15 protein-coding genes, 1 tRNA gene and 1 rRNA gene are annotated in these 17,904 nt (G+C 54.5%); 5 read left to right on the forward strand and 12 right to left on the reverse strand.

Annotated features, from left to right (window positions below; translation table 11 throughout):
• Positions 1-85: 85 nt before the first annotated feature.
• From HS103_11415 to HS103_11425, 3 genes are all read right to left on the reverse strand, one after another.
• Positions 86-159: transfer RNA gene (locus tag HS103_11415), tRNA-Ile, on the reverse strand.
• Positions 160-309: 150 nt separating this feature from the next.
• Positions 310-1,794: ribosomal RNA gene (locus tag HS103_11420) — 16S ribosomal RNA — on the reverse strand.
• Between the two features lie 448 nt (positions 1,795-2,242).
• On the reverse strand, positions 2,243-3,085 hold the full coding sequence (locus HS103_11425) for an FHA domain-containing protein (GenBank protein ID MBE7513405.1): 843 nt from the start codon (positions 3,083-3,085) through the stop codon (positions 2,243-2,245).
• A 199-nt stretch (positions 3,086-3,284) separates the two neighbouring features.
• On the opposite strand from HS103_11425, the gene HS103_11430 reads away from it, so the two are divergent.
• From HS103_11430 to HS103_11440, 3 genes are all read left to right on the forward strand, one after another.
• Positions 3,285-4,001: an endonuclease III gene (locus HS103_11430; GenBank protein ID MBE7513406.1), complete on the forward strand. Its 717-nt coding sequence runs from the start codon at positions 3,285-3,287 to the stop codon at positions 3,999-4,001.
• The gene (locus HS103_11435; protein ID MBE7513407.1) at positions 3,998-5,836 is read left to right on the forward strand and encodes a GAF domain-containing protein; all 1,839 of its coding nucleotides are present in this window, start codon (positions 3,998-4,000) and stop codon (positions 5,834-5,836) included. Before HS103_11430 ends, HS103_11435 begins: the two co-directional genes overlap by 4 nt.
• 338 nt (positions 5,837-6,174) lie before the next feature.
• Positions 6,175-7,935 carry a long-chain fatty acid--CoA ligase gene (locus HS103_11440; GenBank protein ID MBE7513408.1) on the forward strand — a complete coding sequence of 587 codons (1,761 nt, stop codon included), beginning with the start codon at positions 6,175-6,177 and terminating at the stop codon, positions 7,933-7,935.
• A 210-nt stretch (positions 7,936-8,145) separates the two neighbouring features.
• Here HS103_11440 and HS103_11445 read toward each other — a convergent pair whose 3' ends face one another.
• From HS103_11445 to HS103_11455, 3 genes are all read right to left on the reverse strand, one after another.
• Positions 8,146-9,639, reverse strand: a complete 1,494-nt coding sequence (locus HS103_11445; protein ID MBE7513409.1) for a BCD family MFS transporter — start codon at positions 9,637-9,639, stop codon at positions 8,146-8,148.
• Between the two features lie 190 nt (positions 9,640-9,829).
• On the reverse strand, positions 9,830-10,171 hold the full coding sequence (locus tag HS103_11450; protein ID MBE7513410.1) for a hypothetical protein: 342 nt from the start codon (positions 10,169-10,171) through the stop codon (positions 9,830-9,832).
• 212 nt (positions 10,172-10,383) lie between these two features.
• A complete protein-coding gene (locus tag HS103_11455) occupies positions 10,384-11,412 on the reverse strand; it encodes a glycosyltransferase family 2 protein (GenBank protein MBE7513411.1) in 1,029 nt (342 codons plus the stop codon).
• Positions 11,413-11,639: 227 nt separating this feature from the next.
• Here HS103_11455 and nrfH point away from each other — a divergent pair, with 227 nt between their 5' ends.
• Positions 11,640-12,149, forward strand: coding sequence for a cytochrome c nitrite reductase small subunit (gene nrfH / locus HS103_11460; protein MBE7513412.1), 510 nt, complete (start codon positions 11,640-11,642; stop codon positions 12,147-12,149).
• A gap of 6 nt (positions 12,150-12,155) precedes the next feature.
• Positions 12,156-13,469 (forward strand): ammonia-forming cytochrome c nitrite reductase subunit c552, encoded by a 1,314-nt coding sequence (locus HS103_11465; GenBank protein MBE7513413.1) that lies wholly within the window; start codon positions 12,156-12,158, stop codon positions 13,467-13,469.
• Here HS103_11465 and HS103_11470 read toward each other — a convergent pair.
• From HS103_11470 to HS103_11495, 6 genes are all read right to left on the reverse strand, one after another.
• On the reverse strand, positions 13,450-13,836 hold the full coding sequence (locus tag HS103_11470; protein ID MBE7513414.1) for a hypothetical protein: 387 nt from the start codon (positions 13,834-13,836) through the stop codon (positions 13,450-13,452). The two genes, HS103_11465 and HS103_11470, sit on opposite strands and share 20 nt — an antisense overlap.
• A 181-nt stretch (positions 13,837-14,017) precedes the next feature.
• Positions 14,018-15,136: a response regulator gene (locus HS103_11475; protein ID MBE7513415.1), complete on the reverse strand. Its 1,119-nt coding sequence runs from the start codon at positions 15,134-15,136 to the stop codon at positions 14,018-14,020.
• Positions 15,137-15,236: 100 nt separating this feature from the next.
• The gene (locus tag HS103_11480) at positions 15,237-15,695 is read right to left on the reverse strand and encodes a peroxiredoxin (GenBank protein MBE7513416.1); all 459 of its coding nucleotides are present in this window, start codon (positions 15,693-15,695) and stop codon (positions 15,237-15,239) included.
• A gap of 28 nt (positions 15,696-15,723) precedes the next feature.
• Positions 15,724-17,160, reverse strand: a complete 1,437-nt coding sequence (gene radA / locus HS103_11485; protein ID MBE7513417.1) for a DNA repair protein RadA — start codon at positions 17,158-17,160, stop codon at positions 15,724-15,726.
• A 7-nt stretch (positions 17,161-17,167) separates the two neighbouring features.
• Positions 17,168-17,500: a DUF167 domain-containing protein gene (locus tag HS103_11490; GenBank protein MBE7513418.1), complete on the reverse strand. Its 333-nt coding sequence runs from the start codon at positions 17,498-17,500 to the stop codon at positions 17,168-17,170.
• Between the two features lie 22 nt (positions 17,501-17,522).
• Entirely contained in the window at positions 17,523-17,789 is a 267-nt protein-coding gene (locus HS103_11495) for a YggT family protein (protein MBE7513419.1), read from the reverse strand.
• Positions 17,790-17,904 lie beyond the last annotated feature (115 nt).

A 17,904-nucleotide genomic window follows, 5' to 3' on the forward strand; every position in this document is an offset into this window, starting at 1 on the left:
TCTCGTGTATGCCTTGCTTAGGCACACAACGAAAGCGCCCGCGCTGTTTGAGAGCGTGGGCGCTTTTTTTATTGAATATAGGGAGTGGGTGAGAGAGGACTCGAACCTCTGACCTTCCGGTTATCAGCCGGATGCTCTAACCAGCTGAGCTACTCACCCGATGAGGAGCGGTCAGGCGGTGCGAAGGCACATTAACCATTGAAACGTGAGGAGAAAGGGCATCCCAGAACAAGCTCAACCGAGTTGGCGACGATGATATTACAGAAGGGGTACTCGTGTTACCTTTCACCCTCATCGCGCACGGACTCTTAGAAAGGAGGTGATCCAGCCGCAGCTTCCGCTACAGCTACCTTGTTACGACTTCGTCCCAGTCACCGACCCTGCCCTAAACGGCTGCCTCTTTGCAGTTAGCCCACCGGCTTCAGGCGTGACCAGCTCCCATGACGTGACGGGCGGTGTGTACAAGGCCCCGGGAACGTATTCACCGCCGTATGGCTGACCGGCGGTTACTAGCAACTCCGACTTCATGTGGGCGGGTTGCAGCCCACAATCCGAACTGGGATCGGCTTTCGATGGATTGGGCCCGTGTTACCACTTGGCGACCCATTGTACCGACCATTGTAGCGTGTGTGTAGCCCTGGACGCAAAGGCCATGCTGACTTGACGTCATCCCCACCTTCCTCCCTGCTCAACGCGGGCGGTCGGAATAGACACCGTGTAACTATTCCCGAGGGTTGCGCTCGTTACAGGACTTAACCTAACACCTCACGGCACGAGCTGACGACAGCCATGCAGCACCTGTAAACGCTCCCCGAAGGGTCGGTCAGCTTTCGCTTTCCTACCACGTCTATGTCAAGCCAGGTAAGGTTCTTCGTGTAGCCTCGAATTAAACCACACGCTCCGCTGCTTGTGCAGGCCATTTCGTCAATTCCTTTGAGTTTTAACCTTGCGGTCGTAGTCCCCAGGCGGCAGACTTAGCGCGTTGGCTTCGGCACTGAGGGGTTGAGACCCCAACGCCTAGTCTGCATCGTTTACGGCATGGACTACCGGGGTTTCTAATCCCGTTCGCTCCCCATGCTTTCGTGTCTGAGCGTCAGAACAGAGCTAGGACGCCGCTTTCGCCTCTGGTGTTCCTCCGGATCTCTACGCATTTCACCACTACACCCGGAATTCCACGTCCTCTCTCTGTCTCCAGCCTCCCAGTCTGGCATAACCTCGCCCGGTTAAGCCGGGCGCTTTCATACACCACCGGAAGACCGCCTGCACACGCTTTACGCCCAGTAAATCGGATAACGCTTGCCACCTACGTTTTACGCGGCTGCTGGCACGTAGTTAGCCGTGACTTTTTCTAGGGGTACAGTCCTTCCTCGTCCCCTCAAAAGGGTTTACGAACCGAAATCCGTCATCCTCCACGCGGCGTTGCTGGGTCAGGCTTTCGCCCATTGCCCAATATTCCTTACTGCTGCCTCCCGTGGGTCTGGACGTGTGTCAGTTCCAGTGTGGGGGTCACCTCTCAGCCCCCTACCCGTCGTTGGCTTGGTGAGCCGTTACCTCACCAACTACCTGATGGGTCGCAGTCCCCTCCCTCAGCCCCGTAAGTTTTCTCAAAGTTTTCTAATGCCTTCGAGGTCATGCGGTATTAGCAACCCTTTCGGTTGTTGTCCCCGCTGAGGGGTAGGTCAACTACGTGTTACGCACCCGGTCGCCACTAACGTATTGCTACGTCCGTTCGACTTGCATGTATTAAGCACGCCGCCAGCGTTCATCCTGAGCCAGGATCAAACTCTCCGTCAAGTTGGTGTCCTTTCGGACAGCAGAGAAAGTTCCTTCCTCTGACGGGTTTTGACTTTACTGTGCTTGCCAACAGTGACTAACCGTTGGTCAAGCTACCTTGCTTGGTATGCTGTTGCTTTCTTCTCACGTTTCAATTGTTAAGGTGCCACCAACGCTGTTTGTTCAAAACAGGGGACAAAACCGGCTGCGCGCCGGTCACAGGGGACTACCATCCAAGATTGTTTGCACATCTTGTCTGCCGTCTTCTTACCCTGCGCCCTCTCCTTTGGTTGTTTTAAGCCGCTCAGCTTCTTCTCAGTCCCTCAGCGCCTTATGTCCCACATTCTAGCACACCTCTCCACACGCGCAAGGGGCAATATTTTCTTTCCCTCCTTTTCGTTTCTTTTTCGTTTCATCCTCCCCTGGTTCTCCTCTCCAGGTGGGGACAATCAAGTTTTTCGGTGATTTCTTATGAATGCCGAAAAGTGATTGTGAAACTGAGTCGCCCTAAGCGAACCTCATCGCCATCGCGGAGGACGCGCACCTCACGCGGGTGAAGGCGCTGATTGTTGATAAAGGTGTGATTTTTACTGCTCAAATCCATGATCTGGACGGTATGCTCATCGCGCTTCAAAGAGGCATGAAGGCGCGAAACTCCCAAGCCTTCGGCGTCAAAGCTGGAAAGATCAACATCCGGTTTCATCGGGCTATCTGCGGAAGAACGCCCTAGAACGATTTCTTTATCGGAAAACACACTCACCGGAATAGAGACCCCTTGAATCATGATCAGAATTTTGGAGGACATCCCAAAGTAGGCTGTCCCAAGCCGTTCACGGGGGTCACCACTTTGATCGATCAACCCCTTCGTAGACCCTACCGAAGCGCCTGCTGTTGCCAAAAGCGACCCACAAGCATAACAATACTTATCGCCTTGCCGATTTTGTTTCCCGCATTGGGAACAGAACACTTTTCCCGCTGGCGGGTGATCGCCAAAGCCATTCACATCTGGCGCAGCCGAAGGAAGTGGCTTGATCGGTGAGGATGTGCCGCCTGAAGGCGTGGCTGAGTTCCCCCCAATCGGGCGAATCACAGGGCTTTTCTTAGGTGGTGGGGGCGTGTCTTTTGTTTTTTCCAAAAGGTAGTTGTTCGTCTCCCGCGCTTCCCACTGCCGCACAAGCAAGTTCAATTGGCTGCGATCTCCCTGATCCAACTGATCTACAAGGGATTGTAAGGCTTTGATCGCCGCATCAATCGAAGCGCCATTTTGCCGCAACCTCACATATTCTGAATAAATATCCGTCACATTGGGCATTTTCTCGCCCCCCGCTAGGCGCCATATTCACTACAGGGTGTTCTTTCTCTAAATTCTATCCGAAAATTCTATGAGAGGGAGGGATTTTCCCTTATGGCGTATCTCAAACCATTCTCAAACCAGATTGACACAGGTTTACTCTGTTGCCGCATCCCCGGATACGGCTAGAATAATAATCAAAGGGGAAAGAGTCTACGGCGTGCCATCATCCAAACTCGTTCGCTTACAGGCAACCTATCAAGCAGTGGCTGCGGTGCTTCGGCAGTCATTCGGAACACCGCTATGGGTTCCTTGCTGTCCGCCTGTGGATGAACTCGTCAATTGTATTCTTAGCCAATCAACGACAGATACGAATCGGGATCGGGCATTTGCCCTCTTGAAAGGCGCTTTTCCAACATGGGAAGCTGTGCGCGATGCGCCGCTGAGCGCAGTAGTAGAAGCGATCCGTCCAGCAGGACTGGCAAACCAGAAAGCGCCGCGCATCCAAAACGCCCTTCGCTATATCACCGCACAGCGTGGATCAATCACCCTTGATTTCCTTGGCGACATGCCAGTGAGCGAGGCGAAAGCGTGGTTGATGGACATCGATGGGGTTGGACCCAAAACAGCCGCCATCGTCCTTTGTTTTGCCTTTGGCAAGCCCGCCTTCCCTGTGGATACACACATTCATCGTGTTGCCGGACGGATTGGCTTGCTCCCCGCGAAGATGAGCGCGGAGAAGGCACACGATCTGATGGAATCGATCATCCCCCCGGAAGATTATTATCCGGGACACCTGAATCTCATCCGCTTGGGGCGCGAGATTTGCACCGCACGCCGCGCCTATTGCGAGCGTTGCCCGTTAACCGCGTGGTGCGATTATTATCAACATTCTCAAAAATCATCTCAGACGAAATCCAAAGGGACATCCTCATGACCGGACAGCCAACTCCCACTGCTCAAGAGCTTGATCTTTCGTTGGTGAGCGCCCGCCAGACTCTCTCAATCTTGCGTTCGCAGGCGCAATCCGGGCGCTTAGAGGCAAAGTTTGTCGATCAGCGTTTAGGAGCGCTGGAACAACTTCTTGAATCGCTGATGGAAGACCGCAAACGAAGCGGGCAGCACCAACGCTTGGCAAAACTTTACGAGGTCAGCCGCGTGATTGGTTCGTCGCTCGATCTGACCACCGTGTTGAATCAGGTTATGGATGCCATTATCCAACTGAGCGGCGCTGAGCGCGGTTTTTTGGTCATGCTCGATGATGACGGCAAATTAGATGTGAAGGTTGCCCGCAACTTTGACCAAAACAACATTGAGGCAAGCGCTGTGGCGATCAGCCGCACGGTGACGAACAAAGTCCTCGAAACCGGACAGCCCATCGTCACCACGAATGCCCAAGAAGACCCGCGCTTTGCCGGACAGCACAGCATCGTTGCTCAATCGCTGCGGAGCATCATGGCATCCCCACTGCGGGTACGTGGGCAGGTGATCGGGGTTGTCTATGTCGATAATCGGGTGCGGGCGGGCTTATTCAGTGAGCAAGACCTTGATGTGTTGGATGCCTTTGCCGGACAAGCGGGTATTGCCATTGAGAATGCGCGGTTGTTCAGCGCCACCGATCAGGCACTCTCTGCCCGCGTGGAAGAACTCACCCAAATGCAGCGTATGGATCGTCAACTGAACGAGACACTTGATCTGACAAAAGCAATGGCGACCACCCTAGAGTGGTCAAGCCGTTCCTGCGCGGCAGAAGGGGCAAGTTTGGGGCTTTTGGATAGCGAGGGGATGATGATTCGGGTTGTGGCGCAACACGGCGCCCCCGATATTTTTACCGATCAACAAGTCCTGCCCCTTGATCATCCTCTGATGCGCCCTGTATTGGAGAGCCGAACGGCGTATCAGGATGTCACCGAGGGCAAGCACCGCCTAATTGTGCCGATCAGCCGCGAACGCCGCGTAATCGGGATCATTGCCCTCAGCAGCCCCGACGCGGCAAGTTTCAAAGAAGACAACCGCGCCCTCTTGATGCGCATTGCAGACCGTGCCGCCATCGCCATTGAAAACGCTCGCCTCTATGACCAAGTACAAGCGGCAAACACAGCAAAGACCGAATTCGTGGGAATTGTCGCCCACGAACTGAAAGGACCCATGACCAGCATCAGCGGTTATGTTGACCTGATGACGATGGCAGGACCCGTCACCGAGAGACAGCAAGGCTTCATCAACACAATCAAAAACGCTGTCCAACGGATGAAACTGCTCGTCAGCGATCTGAACGATATCAGCCGCATCGAAACCGGACAAATGCGCGTCGATGTGGTGGAAACAAGTGTCTTGGATACGATCAACTCCACCCGCGAGGCGATCATCCTAGAAGTGGAGAAACGCAACCACCAACTCCTTGTCGATGTGGAGCCAGATTTGCCTCTGGTGCGGGCGGATAAAGATCGGCTGTTGCAAGTCCTCTTAAACACCGCCAGCAACGCCTACAAATACACCCCCGATGGCGGCAAAATTACGATCAGCGCCAAACGCACGGGGAATTTGGTCGGGATTGCTGTTGCGGATAACGGAGTGGGTCTTTCCCCTGAACAAGTGACCAAGCTAGGGACAAAGTTTTGGCGGGCAGAAAACGGCTTACAGCAGCCAGGGACAGGGTTGGGCTTTGCTATTACGCGGGCGCTGATTGAGGCGATGAAGGGTGAATTGGCGGTGACCAGTCAGATTGGGGTGGGGACATCGATCACCTTCACCTTACCCGTAGCGAAATAAACAGAGGGTGGGAAGTGTTGAACCGCTGCCCTCAACGCGACAGGAATTTTTCGCTATCTGATCAACACCCGGTGCGTTAGCATCGGGTGAGAGATGCTTGCTATCGAAATCCCTTTTCCCCTTTCATTCATCCTACGTCTGTTCATCTCAAAATGACTCCCATCGAGCAAAAATACGCCTTCCTTCTCCTCATTACCTTGGGAGGGGATTTTTGGTTGTGACATTCCTCACCACTAAGTCATGAATTATGACATGCCCAGAAGATGATCGCCCTTTTCGTACCCTGCGTTATAATAGTTAAGACTGTAAGAAACGATTTTTTGAAAGGAAGTTTCACAATGGCAGTTACTTACGCTGATAAACCCTGGATCAAAGGCTATGACAAGGGTGTTCCCGCCTCATGTATGCCCTACCCCAAGCACACCCTCTTTCAATTTCTGACGGATGCCGCCAAAAAGAACCCAAGTGCGCTGTGTACACTCACTTCGGCACACTTACCCCTCTTGGGAAGGCAAGCGGCAACCACCACCTATGGCGAGATCGAGTCCAAGAGCGATGCTTTTGCTGTTGCGCTTGCCGAACTTGGGGTGAAAAAGGGAGATCGGGTGGCAATTATCCTTCCCAACTGCGCTCAATTCGTCATTGCCTTCTATGGGATTATGAAAGCGGGGGCGATTGTCTGCGCCCTGAACCCCACCTACCCGCCTGACAAGCTGAAAGAACTGCTCCAAGATTGCGGGGCAAACACCGTCGTCGTCCTGACGAAGTTCTACGACGGGATTAAGCAGATACAGGCAGACACACCAGTAAAGAACGTCATTGCCACAAATATCAAAGAATACCTTCCTCCCATTGCTGGTTTCCTCTTTACCATTGCCAAAGAAAAAAAGGAAGGTCACGCCATCGAGAAACACGCCGCCGATCACTGGATGGGCGATCTGGTGGGGAAATATGCCGGACGCAAACCGAACGTCACGGTGACGCCTGAAGACGAGGCGATCTTCCAATACACGGGCGGAACAACGGGCATTTCCAAAGCCGCCGTAGCTACCCATCAGGCGTTGGTCAATAACGCGCTCATGATGCGAGCGGCGTTTGGGAACTATCTCGATCCATCTGGCGAGGTGCTGTTGGCAGCAATTCCCCTCTTTCATGTCTTTGGGATGGTTGCTGTCCTAACCCTCGGCATCTCTACGGGCAGCAAACTGCTGATGGTGGCAAACCCCCGCGAGATTGACGAAATGTTGGAGGTGATCACCGCCTACAAACCAACGGTCTTTATGGGCGTCCCCGCGCTTTACAACGCGATCAACAACAACAAGGGTGTGCTGGAGGGGAAGTACAACATTAAGTCGATCAAAGCCTGTTGCAGTGGCTCTGCCCCGCTTGCCCCGGCAACAAAGCAGCGCTTTGAACAGCTTTCTGGCGGCAAACTTTGCGAAGGGTTTGGGATGAGCGAATGCCCAACAGCGGTAGCCGTCAACCCGCTGGATGGCGTCCCGCGTGATGGCAGCATTGGGCTGCCCCTGCCCGATGTTGAGATGCGCATCATCAACATTGATGATGGCAAGACGGAAATGCCGCAAGGTGAGGCGGGCGAGTTGGCGATTTGGTCGCCCAACTTGATGAAGGGCTACCACAACAAACCCAAAGAGACCGAGACGGCGCTGCGGGTTATGGACGACGGACGGAAGTGGCTTTTCACCGGCGATATTGCCTATATGGACGAGGACGGCTACTTCTATATCGTGGATCGCAAGAAGGACATGGCGCTCATCGGCGGATTCAACGTCTATCCGGCGAATGTTGAGAAAATCTTCATGGAACACCCGGCTGTGCAAGATGTGGGCGTTGCTGCTATTCCACACCCCGATCCATCGAAGGAAGGGCAAGAGGCAGTGAAGGCGTGGATCATTCTCAAACCGGGGCAGACCGCCACCGCCGAGGACTTGATCAAATTTGCCGGAACAAAACTTGCCCCCTACGAAGTTCCCTACCGTATTGAGTTCATCTCCGAACTACCCAAGACGCTGGTGGGGAAAGTCCTCCGCCGCGAATTGGTCAAGATGGAGATGGAATCGCGGGCGAAAAAGAATTAAAGAGGATCGAGCCGTATAATCGCCCGCCGCGAAAGCAGCGGGCTGAGATCAGGGAAAGAGATATACCCTGCTTTCGGCACGCAGGCTTTCGCCCCGTGCCTTCGTCGCATCATTATAGGCTGCGCATCTGCACCCCGTAGGGGCGCCCCAATATGGTCGCCCGTCACTTTAAAGTCCCAAGGGCGTGGTTGTTCCCTCCCCCTTCCCCCCTTAATCCAACGACCCCGCCAAAACTGCCTCTGTGGAGGGAACTTCCCGTTCAAATTCGCCTACACTGATCCGACTTAAGATTGCTAATGTCACGCCAAAACCTACCGTCTGTGCGGCAAACACCGCCCCATAGGCAAGCGGAGCGCGTTCACCCGTCAGCGCCAGCGCCACATCAAGGATAATCCCGCCGAGCGCAACGCCCATCCCCCGCGCCAGCGTGCTAGAGACCGTCCAAAGGGCAAGGTATAGCCCCGCCCCCCAGACCCGCGTCATGTCCATCATCAAGCCGAGCGATCCGACCGTCCACATCCCCAAGCCAATGCCCATGACGATCAGGTTAATCGTCACCAACGGGCGGATTTGAAAAACGGCACAGACGATGAATAAGGCAAAGGTGATCAACAGAACGGCGACCCCCCACCGCGAGAGCGCCATGTTTGTGACCCGTTTGGGGTAGCGACGCGCCAAAACCAAGCTGACGACGATCCCAATCAGAGCGAGGCTGCCCCAATAGGTAGAGAATCGATTCGTCGTGGCAAGGGGCATCCCGAACACTTTTCCAGCAAAGGGTTCAAGGATCACATCTTGGATATAGAAAAAGAGATTTCCAAAGGCAAGGAAGATGAAAAATAGGCGCGTTTGCTTGCTGGCGAGGACGCGGCGCATCTCCCCCCAAAAAGGAAGCGTATCCGGGGCACTTTCCGCCCCTTCGCGGTAAGAGCCTTTCTGCGCTGGTTTTTCCTCGCCCACTACAGCGAAGAACCAGATGCCCGCCATAAACAGCGGGGCAATCAGAAACAGGCTCAGAAACCCCTCACGGGTGAAATCGGGCAGCAGGCGGCTGTAGAAAATCCCCGCCACCGCAAACCCGATGATCAAAAACATCCACACAACACTCACGGCACGGGTGCGCTGCGTTTTTGGCGTGCGGTCATAAAGCAGCGAGAGGAATGTCGTCCCGCTGAAGGTTGATCCCAAACTAAAGAGCAAGAGGGCGGCAACCACCCCTAACCAGCCAAGTGGATCACTGTGATTGACGGTGACGGTGATGTTCATCGTCCCTAGCGAGAAAATTTCCACAAAGGGATCGTAGCCCCGCGCCAAAAGCAGTGTGGAACCCCCAAGCAGCACATAGCTGGCAACCATCATCAGCCGCCCACCCCACACATAGGGAAGGCGGTGGTAGCCGAAGATCGCTCGTTTATCTGAGCGCCGCCCAACCCATACAGAAAGGGGGGCAAGGAAGTACCGCAGCGCCAAAAGCAGGGCAACAGGCGTCGCTGCATAGCCTAGCTCTTGAATCATGACTCGATTCCACACGCCATTTGCCAAAATATCGGCAAGGGCTGAGCCAATGTGGAATGTTCCGATCTTCAGGTTACGCAGCAGGGAGAGATTGCTAAAGAGTGCTGTCGTCTTTGTTGTAGACGCCTCGGAAGGCGCGGCAGGAGTCAACGGGGGGGCGGCGCTCCCCGCTGTGTTTGCAAGCTGCATGAGGGAAATCCCCTAAAATCTACATAAACAAGATGAGCTTCTGTAGATTTTAGAAGGTTTTAGTTAAGTTGGCAAAAATAGGTTCAGCGGCATTTTGCATGTATAGGCTGACTATTCCCTAGTGATCTTGCTGTGGCGATGAAGCAGCCTAACATCACAATAAAGATGGTCGTGACCAGGCGTATCGCTTTCATTCTGGCAGTGAACAGGTTTCAAAGCCATTGGTACTAGGTATTGACACATACTTTTTCCGCCATCGAATGTCAGTGCTGTATACACTGCCAACCATAGGCACATCGACTTGACATAAAAGATTGCCAGCCAAATCATAAACACGGGCAAACCCATCTCGGTCACTCCCCTGACCGGGCATGGCAAAAATGGGGATTCCTGGCTTTGTGTAGGTAATGACTTTGTATTTTCCGTCAGGGCTGAAAAAGACGGCACGTTCTGGGGCAATGGATAGGATCACAACGGCGGAAATGACGATTATGATCACACCAATAAGCAAGGCAATTGCAATCCGCGTCACGTATTTTTTCATGTACCTGTTCAATAGTTTGTGCGACACACTGGGGCAACAGTAATACACCCAATGTGAAATTGGGGTGTCCGCAAATAGAAAAAGGAACTTCTGCCAAGAAGGGGAAAACTCAAAAGTGATCAAACTTGGAGGCGACCCAATGGACATAGAGGCGTTTAATGCCACCCTACATACATTTTCGGACGCGCTGTAGCGCGTCCCTACGCAGTTTCAGAGGGGGGGGCATCTGGTGTAGGCGCGGGGGCGCGATGGCGGGGGGCATGGTTGCGCTCCAAGCCAAAGGTATCGGCAACAATGTACAGCGGACGCCCGCGCACCTCGTCGTAAATCCGCCCCAGATATTGCCCCAAAACGAAGAAAAAGAAGAACTGGAACGAGCTAAGAAGCAAAATGAGCGAGATCGCCGTTGCCTGCCCCTCAAAAAATTGAATCCCCGTCGCCAGTCGCAGCAGCGCCACAATGGGAATTGCCACTACCGAGAGGATGAACAAGGCAAAGCTGGCGTACATGGCAAGGCGTAAGGGGAAGAAGGAAAAGCCTGTCACGGCATCCCATGCCAGTTTCACCATCTTGCGGAGGGGATAATTCGTCTTGCCCCATTCGCGGGGATTGCGGTCATAGTTCACGCCCGCCTGCCGAAAGCCAACCCAACTGGTCATCCCACGAATGAAGCGGTTGTGTTCGCGCATGGCGTTGATGGCGTTCACCACACGTCGATCCATCAGGCGAAAATCGCCCGTATCAAGAGGGATGTCAATATCGGTGATGCGGTAGATGATCCGGTAGAACAGTTTCGCCGTAAAGAGCTTGAACCACGTTTCCCCTGGGCGCTTATTGCGTACCGCATAGACCACCTCGTAGCCCTCGCGCCATTTTGCCACCATATCAATAATCGTTTCGGGCGGGTCTTGAAGGTCGCTATCAATGATGATCACGGCATCACCTTGTGTGAAGTCCATACCAGCGGTGACGGCGATTTGGTGTCCAAAGTTGCGGGCGAAATCGACAAGGCGCACGCGGGAGTCTTGTTCGTGAATTTGGCGCATTTGCTCTAGCGAATTATCGCGGCTGCCATCGTTGACCATGACCAGTTCCCAGGGGTCTCCGATGCTGTCAAGGGTATTCCGCAAGCGTTCATAAAAGCGGACGATCCCTTCGCCTTCGTTGTAAACGGGCGCCACGACAGAAAGGATCGGTTTGAGAATGGTGGTTGGTTGTGGGTGGTTCATCACGTGTTGGGGTTGGGTATTCATCACACGAGCATTGTACCCCAACTTGGTTGGGAATCCTCAGTCGGGTCGGAAAAGGGGTGAAGATCGATGCACGGCGAATGGATGCCCATCTTTGATCGCAATCGACAAAAATTAGGGAAATTTAGTGACAGAGAACACTTGAAAATCATATTTCCATTTGTTACAGTCCCTCGCGGGTGAGTTTTTACACGTCAGGAGTGGGCATGGACTCTGCACCAAATCCCCCAACCGTAGCCCCCCCACGCCGTCCCTTTCCCTTTGCCATGTGGGTGATCATCGCTGGTATCATCGGCTGCACCATCGGCTTGGGAAGTTTCACCTTCATTTATGCGCGGGGCTATTCCTACCTTACCGATGACCCCAACGCCTGCGCGAACTGCCATATTATGAACGATGTTTTTAAGGCGTGGAGTCGGGGCAGCCATAAAGCCGTTGCCACCTGCAACGACTGTCACACGCCGCATACTTCCCTTGTGGAAAAGTACCTCGTCAAAGCGATCAATGGCTTCAACCACAGCGTCGCCTTCACCACCGGCAACTTTCACGAGCCAATCCAGATCACTGGCATGAATCGGGAGATTGCCCTTCATAACTGCCTTTCTTGTCATGCCACCGCCGTCTCGTGGATTGCCCACGATGGGCGCGGCGCGGTGAATGACTGTTTGCATTGCCATGCTGAAGTCGGTCACGACGAACAACGTTCAGGGAGATAGCCTATTATGTCCTCATCCCCCCGACAGTTTAAACGGGTTCATCTGGCGGCGCTCTTTGGCGCGTTTGTCTTTGGCGGTGTCTTAGTGATGGGCTTGGCGGCACTGCTGCTGAACATCAACGAGCGCCAAGTTGAGGCACGGGTGTTCCCCGCCCAAATTCAACCCATCCCCGAAGGCGAGATTGATCCCGCCGTGTGGGGGATGAATTTCCCCCGCCAATATGCTAGTTTTATGGAGACGAAAGAAGATACCTTAGAAACACCTTTTGGCGGCAGCAAACCGATTGATAAGTTAGAGCGCTACCCCGTCCTCACACGGTTGTGGGCGGGCTATGCCTTCAGCGTCGCCTACAGCGAAGAACGGGGGCATTATTACGCCCTGATTGACCAAAAAGAGACGAAGCGTCAAGAGGTGGTCAAGCAACCCGGCGCCTGCGCCAACTGCCACGCTGGTGAAGCGCCCTCGCTGATTGCCTCGATGGGGTGGGAGGCATTTAACAAAACACCCTACGCTGAACTCTCTGATAAGCTCCATTCGGGGTCGGTCTGTGCCGATTGCCATGAGCCGAACACAATGACCTTGCGCGTGACGCGCCCTGCCTTTATGAATGCTATGGCGGTACGCGGGGTCGATATTGCCACCGCCAGCCGTCAAGAGATGCGTACCTATGTCTGCGCCCAATGCCACGTTGAATATTACTTTGCGGGTGAGGGGAAAGCGCTGACCTTCCCCTGGAAAAATGGGCTGTCCATCGACGCCATCGATCAATACTACCAAGACATTGCCTTCACCGATTTCAAAAACAAAGAGACCGGCGCGGGGATGATCAAGATTCAGCATCCCGAATACGAGATGTTCAGCAGCAGCCTGCACGCCCGTTCAGGGGTTAGCTGTGCCGATTGCCACATGCCTTACGTCCGCGAAGGGGCGGTCAAAGTCTCCGATCACCATTGGCGCAGCCCGATTGCCAACATCAGCAACGCCTGCCAAACCTGTCACAAGTTTGACGAGGCGACGCTCCGCGCCCGAATCGACATCATTCAAAACAACACCAGTCTGCTGTTGCGCAGCGCCGAAAGCGCCCTCACCGATGCGATGGATGCTATCATTGCGGCGCGGAACGGCGGCGCCACCGATGAGACGCTCTCCGCTGCGCTAATCTTCATCCGTCGCGCTCAAATGCGTTGGGATTTCGTCTTTTCTGAAAACAGCACGGGCTTTCATAACCCACAAGAATCGGCACGGGTCTTAGGCGATGCGATCAACTTTGCCCGCCAAGCCCAGATTGAGGCGATCAAGCTCACTCCCCCTGCGCCATAAGTGCCGCCGCCGCGCCGATCAACGCCCCCGCCGCACCCCACGCGGGGGCGCGTTCCAACATACCAAGCAAAATCGGCAGGGGAAAATCTGGTAAGGGGTGGGCATGGACGGCGTTTTTCAGGAACATCAGCCCCACGCTGATCAGCGCCGCGCTCACCCCCGCCGCCCCCCCAAAAAATAGCCATCGTAACCCACCGCGCCCACTCCCCGTCACTCGCCACCCCGCCAGAATCCCGCCCGCAACCCCTAGTGTGGCAACCATGCGCAGATCATTGAGATCAAGGGTGACCCACACAAAAACGGCGACGCCAAAAAACAGCATTGCCAGACGGAATCGTTTGGGATGTTTCCCATCAAAAGGCATCAAATGGTTTAGCCCCTATCGGTGAATGGGTAAGCACCCCACACCCCCGTAGGGACGTCCCAAGGGGTGTCCACCTCTCGCTCAACGGCACATCACATCATCGGACGTGCCGCACGGCGCTCTTCCCTTCCCCCGTACACAGGGGAAGGGGATGGGGGTTGGGAGTTCTGGCTAACTCCGCACCTCATTGGGCAATCGGAATACGGATGGTGAAGGTTGTTCCCACCCCAAAGGTGCTGTCTACCAAAACATCGCCGTTGTGCAGTTCAACGATGCGCTGGACGATGGGCAGCCCTGCCCCCGCCCCCTGATCTTCATGGACATGGCGCTTGATTTGGTAAAAAATCTCGAAGATATGCTCCAGTTCTTCAGTATCAATGCCGCGCCCTTTATCGTTGACCGAAAAAAGAACAAACCCATCTTCGGCGCGGGCGCTCACGGTGACTGATCCTTCCGGTTTGTCGCTGAATTTCACCCCATTGTCAATCAGTTGGATGAGCGCCGAACGAAACAGTTCCTTATCGGTGACAATGGAGGGATAACTCTCGCTCAGATCGCTGATCAAGCGCACCCCATGCTCGCTGGCAAGGACGGCACAGTGTTGACACGCCCCCCGGATAATTCCGGCAATATCCTTTGTTGGGCGCTTGCGAATACCGAAGGTGCGCTGTGCCTCGCCCGTCTCCAATTCCACCAGCAAAATGAAGTTTTCGACCAAACGGCGGAGGCGATCTGCCCCCGAACTGATACCCTTCAGGTATTCGCGCATGTCGTCTAGAGAGAGTTTGCCAATATCCATGTTCAGCAGGTCGGCATAGGCAACCATCGGCGTCAGCGGCGTGCGAAATTCGTGGTGAAGGATGGTCAAGATGCGCTTTTTCAGTTCGCCAATTTGTTCTTGTTGGGCGGCGCTCATATCGCGGAAACGGCGCAGTTTGTTGGCAACGACCATGACGAGATCATCGGGGTCAAAGGGTTTTGTAAGGTAATGATCGACGCCTGCCTCAAAGCCAATCCGAATATCGGTTTTTTCGCCCTTCGCCGTCAGAAAAATGAGCGGAATATTCACCCATTGTATGTTTTGGCGCATTTCTTCAAGAAACTGCAAGCCGCTCATCTCTGGCATCATAATATCCGAGACGATCAAATCTGGCGGACGCCCCATCGCCTCAAGTGCCGTTAAGCCTTCTCGCCCGTTCAGCGCAATGACGACGTTGTAGCCTTGCAAGGTGAGAATATCTTGAATGCCATGGACAATATGAAGTTCATCTTCGATGACGAGGATGGTTGGCTGTCTTGTCATGAAATCACCCCCAAATCGCTTTTAAGAATTGCTCTTGGCTTGCCCTTAGCCTATCACAAAAGCCTTTAGGGGGGAACTATACGAGTTCAAACAATTTGAGCTACCCTTCCTCAATCAGGCGCTTCACCCCCTCGCGGATGCTATCCGCCGGACTAACCTTCACCTGTGAAACTGCCAAGTCCCCTGCCTCGTCAAAGATAAAATGGCTGCGAATAATGCCCATAAATTTCCGCCCATACAACGATCTTTCACCCCACGCGCCAAGTATTTCGATCAGGGCATGGGTGGGATCGCTCAACAGGGTGTAGGGGAGATTCTGTTTTTTCTTCCACCGTGCAAGGGCGCTAGGGGGATCGCTGCTTAAGCCAAAGACAACGGTATGATTTTCTGTGATTTGGGGAAAGGCATCCCGAAAGCCGCAGGCTTGCGTGGTGCAGCCGGGCGTATCGGCGCGGGGAAAGACGAAGATCAAGACACGGCGCCCCACATATTCGGCAAGATGGATGGGCTTGCCTTCTTCATTCAAAAGTGTTAAGGCAGAAAAATCCTTTAGATTCATAGGGAATGCCCTTCTCTACTCTGAATGGTCAGGAGGAAGACTCCTTAGATTCGCCCCCTTTGGCGCGTCCTTCGCGGGGTAAGACGGTATCCAGCGCGTCGATCAAGCGCCGCACAGGGATGGTCACAATTCCTTCGGGAGGAGGGTCGCCGCGCCGGATTGTTTTGGGGATCAGGCAGCGCTTAAAGCCCAATTTTGCCGCCTCACGCAGGCGCGTGCTAAGCTGGCTCACGGCGCGGAGTTCGCCGCTCAAGCCGATCTCCCCGATAATGGCAATGTCGGCAGGGATAGGGCGATCCCACACACTGGAGGCAATGGCGACGGCAACCGCCAAATCTGCGGCAGGTTCGTCAATTGCCAAGCCGCCGATCACGTTCACGAAAATATCCTGATTAAAGAGCTTGATTCCCACCCGCCGCGCCAGTACCGCTGTCACCAACTGCAAGCGATTCGTATCGACCCCGTTCGCGGTGCGGCGGGGGTTGGGATATGCCGTCTCGCTGGCAAGCGCCTGCACTTCTACCAAGAGGGGGCGCGTCCCTTCCATCGTCACAACGATTGCCGACCCCGGCGCGTTCACAAGGCGCTCGGCAAGGAACACCTCTGAAGGGTTTGTCACCTCCACCATGCCCGAATCGCGCATTTCAAAAACGCCCACTTCGCTGGTTGCCCCAAAGCGGTTTTTCACGCTGCGCAAAAGGCGATACGCCTGAAAGGAATCCCCTTCTAAATAGAGGACGGTATCGACAATGTGTTCAAGAACGCGGGGTCCGGCAATGACGCCTTCTTTGGTCACATGCCCCACTAGAAAAACGCATGTGCCGGTGTTTTTGGCATATGCCTGCAAGCGTGCTGTACATTCGCGGATCTGCGTCACCGTCCCTGCGGAGGATGGCTTGTCGTCGCTGTAGGTGGTCTGGATCGAATCAACGATCATCACATGGGGTTGAAGGGCTTGGGCGTGGTTCAGGATTGCCTCAAGATTTGTCTCGGTGACAAGGTAGAGGCTCTCGGCATTGACGTTTAGGCGCTCTGCCCGCATTTTGATTTGGCGGACGCTCTCTTCGCCAGAAACATAGAGGACTTTTCCCACCGTCTCGGCAACCACAGCCGCGATCTGGGTTAGCAAGGTTGATTTGCCAATGCCCGGATCACCTCCGACAAGGACGATGCTCCCCGGCACAATCCCGCCACCGAGGACGCGGGAGAATTCCGGTACAGGCAGTATCCACCGTGCATCATCTTCGGCGGGGATGTCCCGCAGGCGCTGCGGCGTCGAGTGGGGAAGCACGCTCCCACCCACCCCAGCGGCGCTCCCCGCCCCGCGCTTTTTTGTCGGTTCGGCGGGCGTTTCCATCACCTCGACAAAGGTGTTCCACTCCCCGCAGCTAGAACAGCGCCCCATCGAACGGGGGGAGCGCTTCCCACAGTTGGAACACTCAAAGTAGCTGCTCGGCTTTGCCAAGAGCGGGCTAATCCGAATCCGAGACGCCCGGATCGGGGCGCAGACGCTCGTCAATGTCGGCGGTAGTCACCCCTTCGATGGAGATCATTTTGTCGCGGTGGTCGTGTCCGGCGATGATCTCAACGGCTTTTTCGGGAACGCCCAAACGCGAGGCAAGGAAGGCGATCAGAGCGGCATTTGCCTGCCCATCGGTTGGCGGGGCAGTCAGCCGGATTTTCAATGTGCCGTCCTCCTGAACACCAACCACTTCATCCCGTTGGGCGCGTGTTACCAACCGCACGGCGAACGCGGCGCCCAGCTTGGCATTAGAAAACTTATGGTCGTCCTTGCGCGTCGTCATCCCATAATCCTTTCGACACAGATCAGAAAAGTGCGCGTATGAGGGAAATCAACAATGCCTGAATTACAAACGACCCCACCAAAACGGCGAGTGGGCTGAAATCGATCATCCCTCGTTGGGGAAGCATCCGCCGGACGGGGGCAAGAATCGGTTCGGTTAAATTATAGACGATCTTGTACGCTTGGTTCAGCGTTGGATCGGGATTGATATAACTCATCAGCACCCGCGCTAAGATGAGCAGATTGAACAGGAAAAAAAACACCTGAATCAGGTTGATCAGTCCACCCATAGAATCGCCGCCTACCGTTTATTACCCATTATGAGCGCTAGTAGAGGGGATGATCGGTCTCATCCCTTCCCCAAATCACCATGAATTGTACGTGATCATGAGCAATTGATACAAG

Source organism: Anaerolineales bacterium, from assembly GCA_015075625.1.
Lineage (GTDB): Bacteria > Chloroflexota > Anaerolineae > Aggregatilineales > UBA2796 > UBA2796.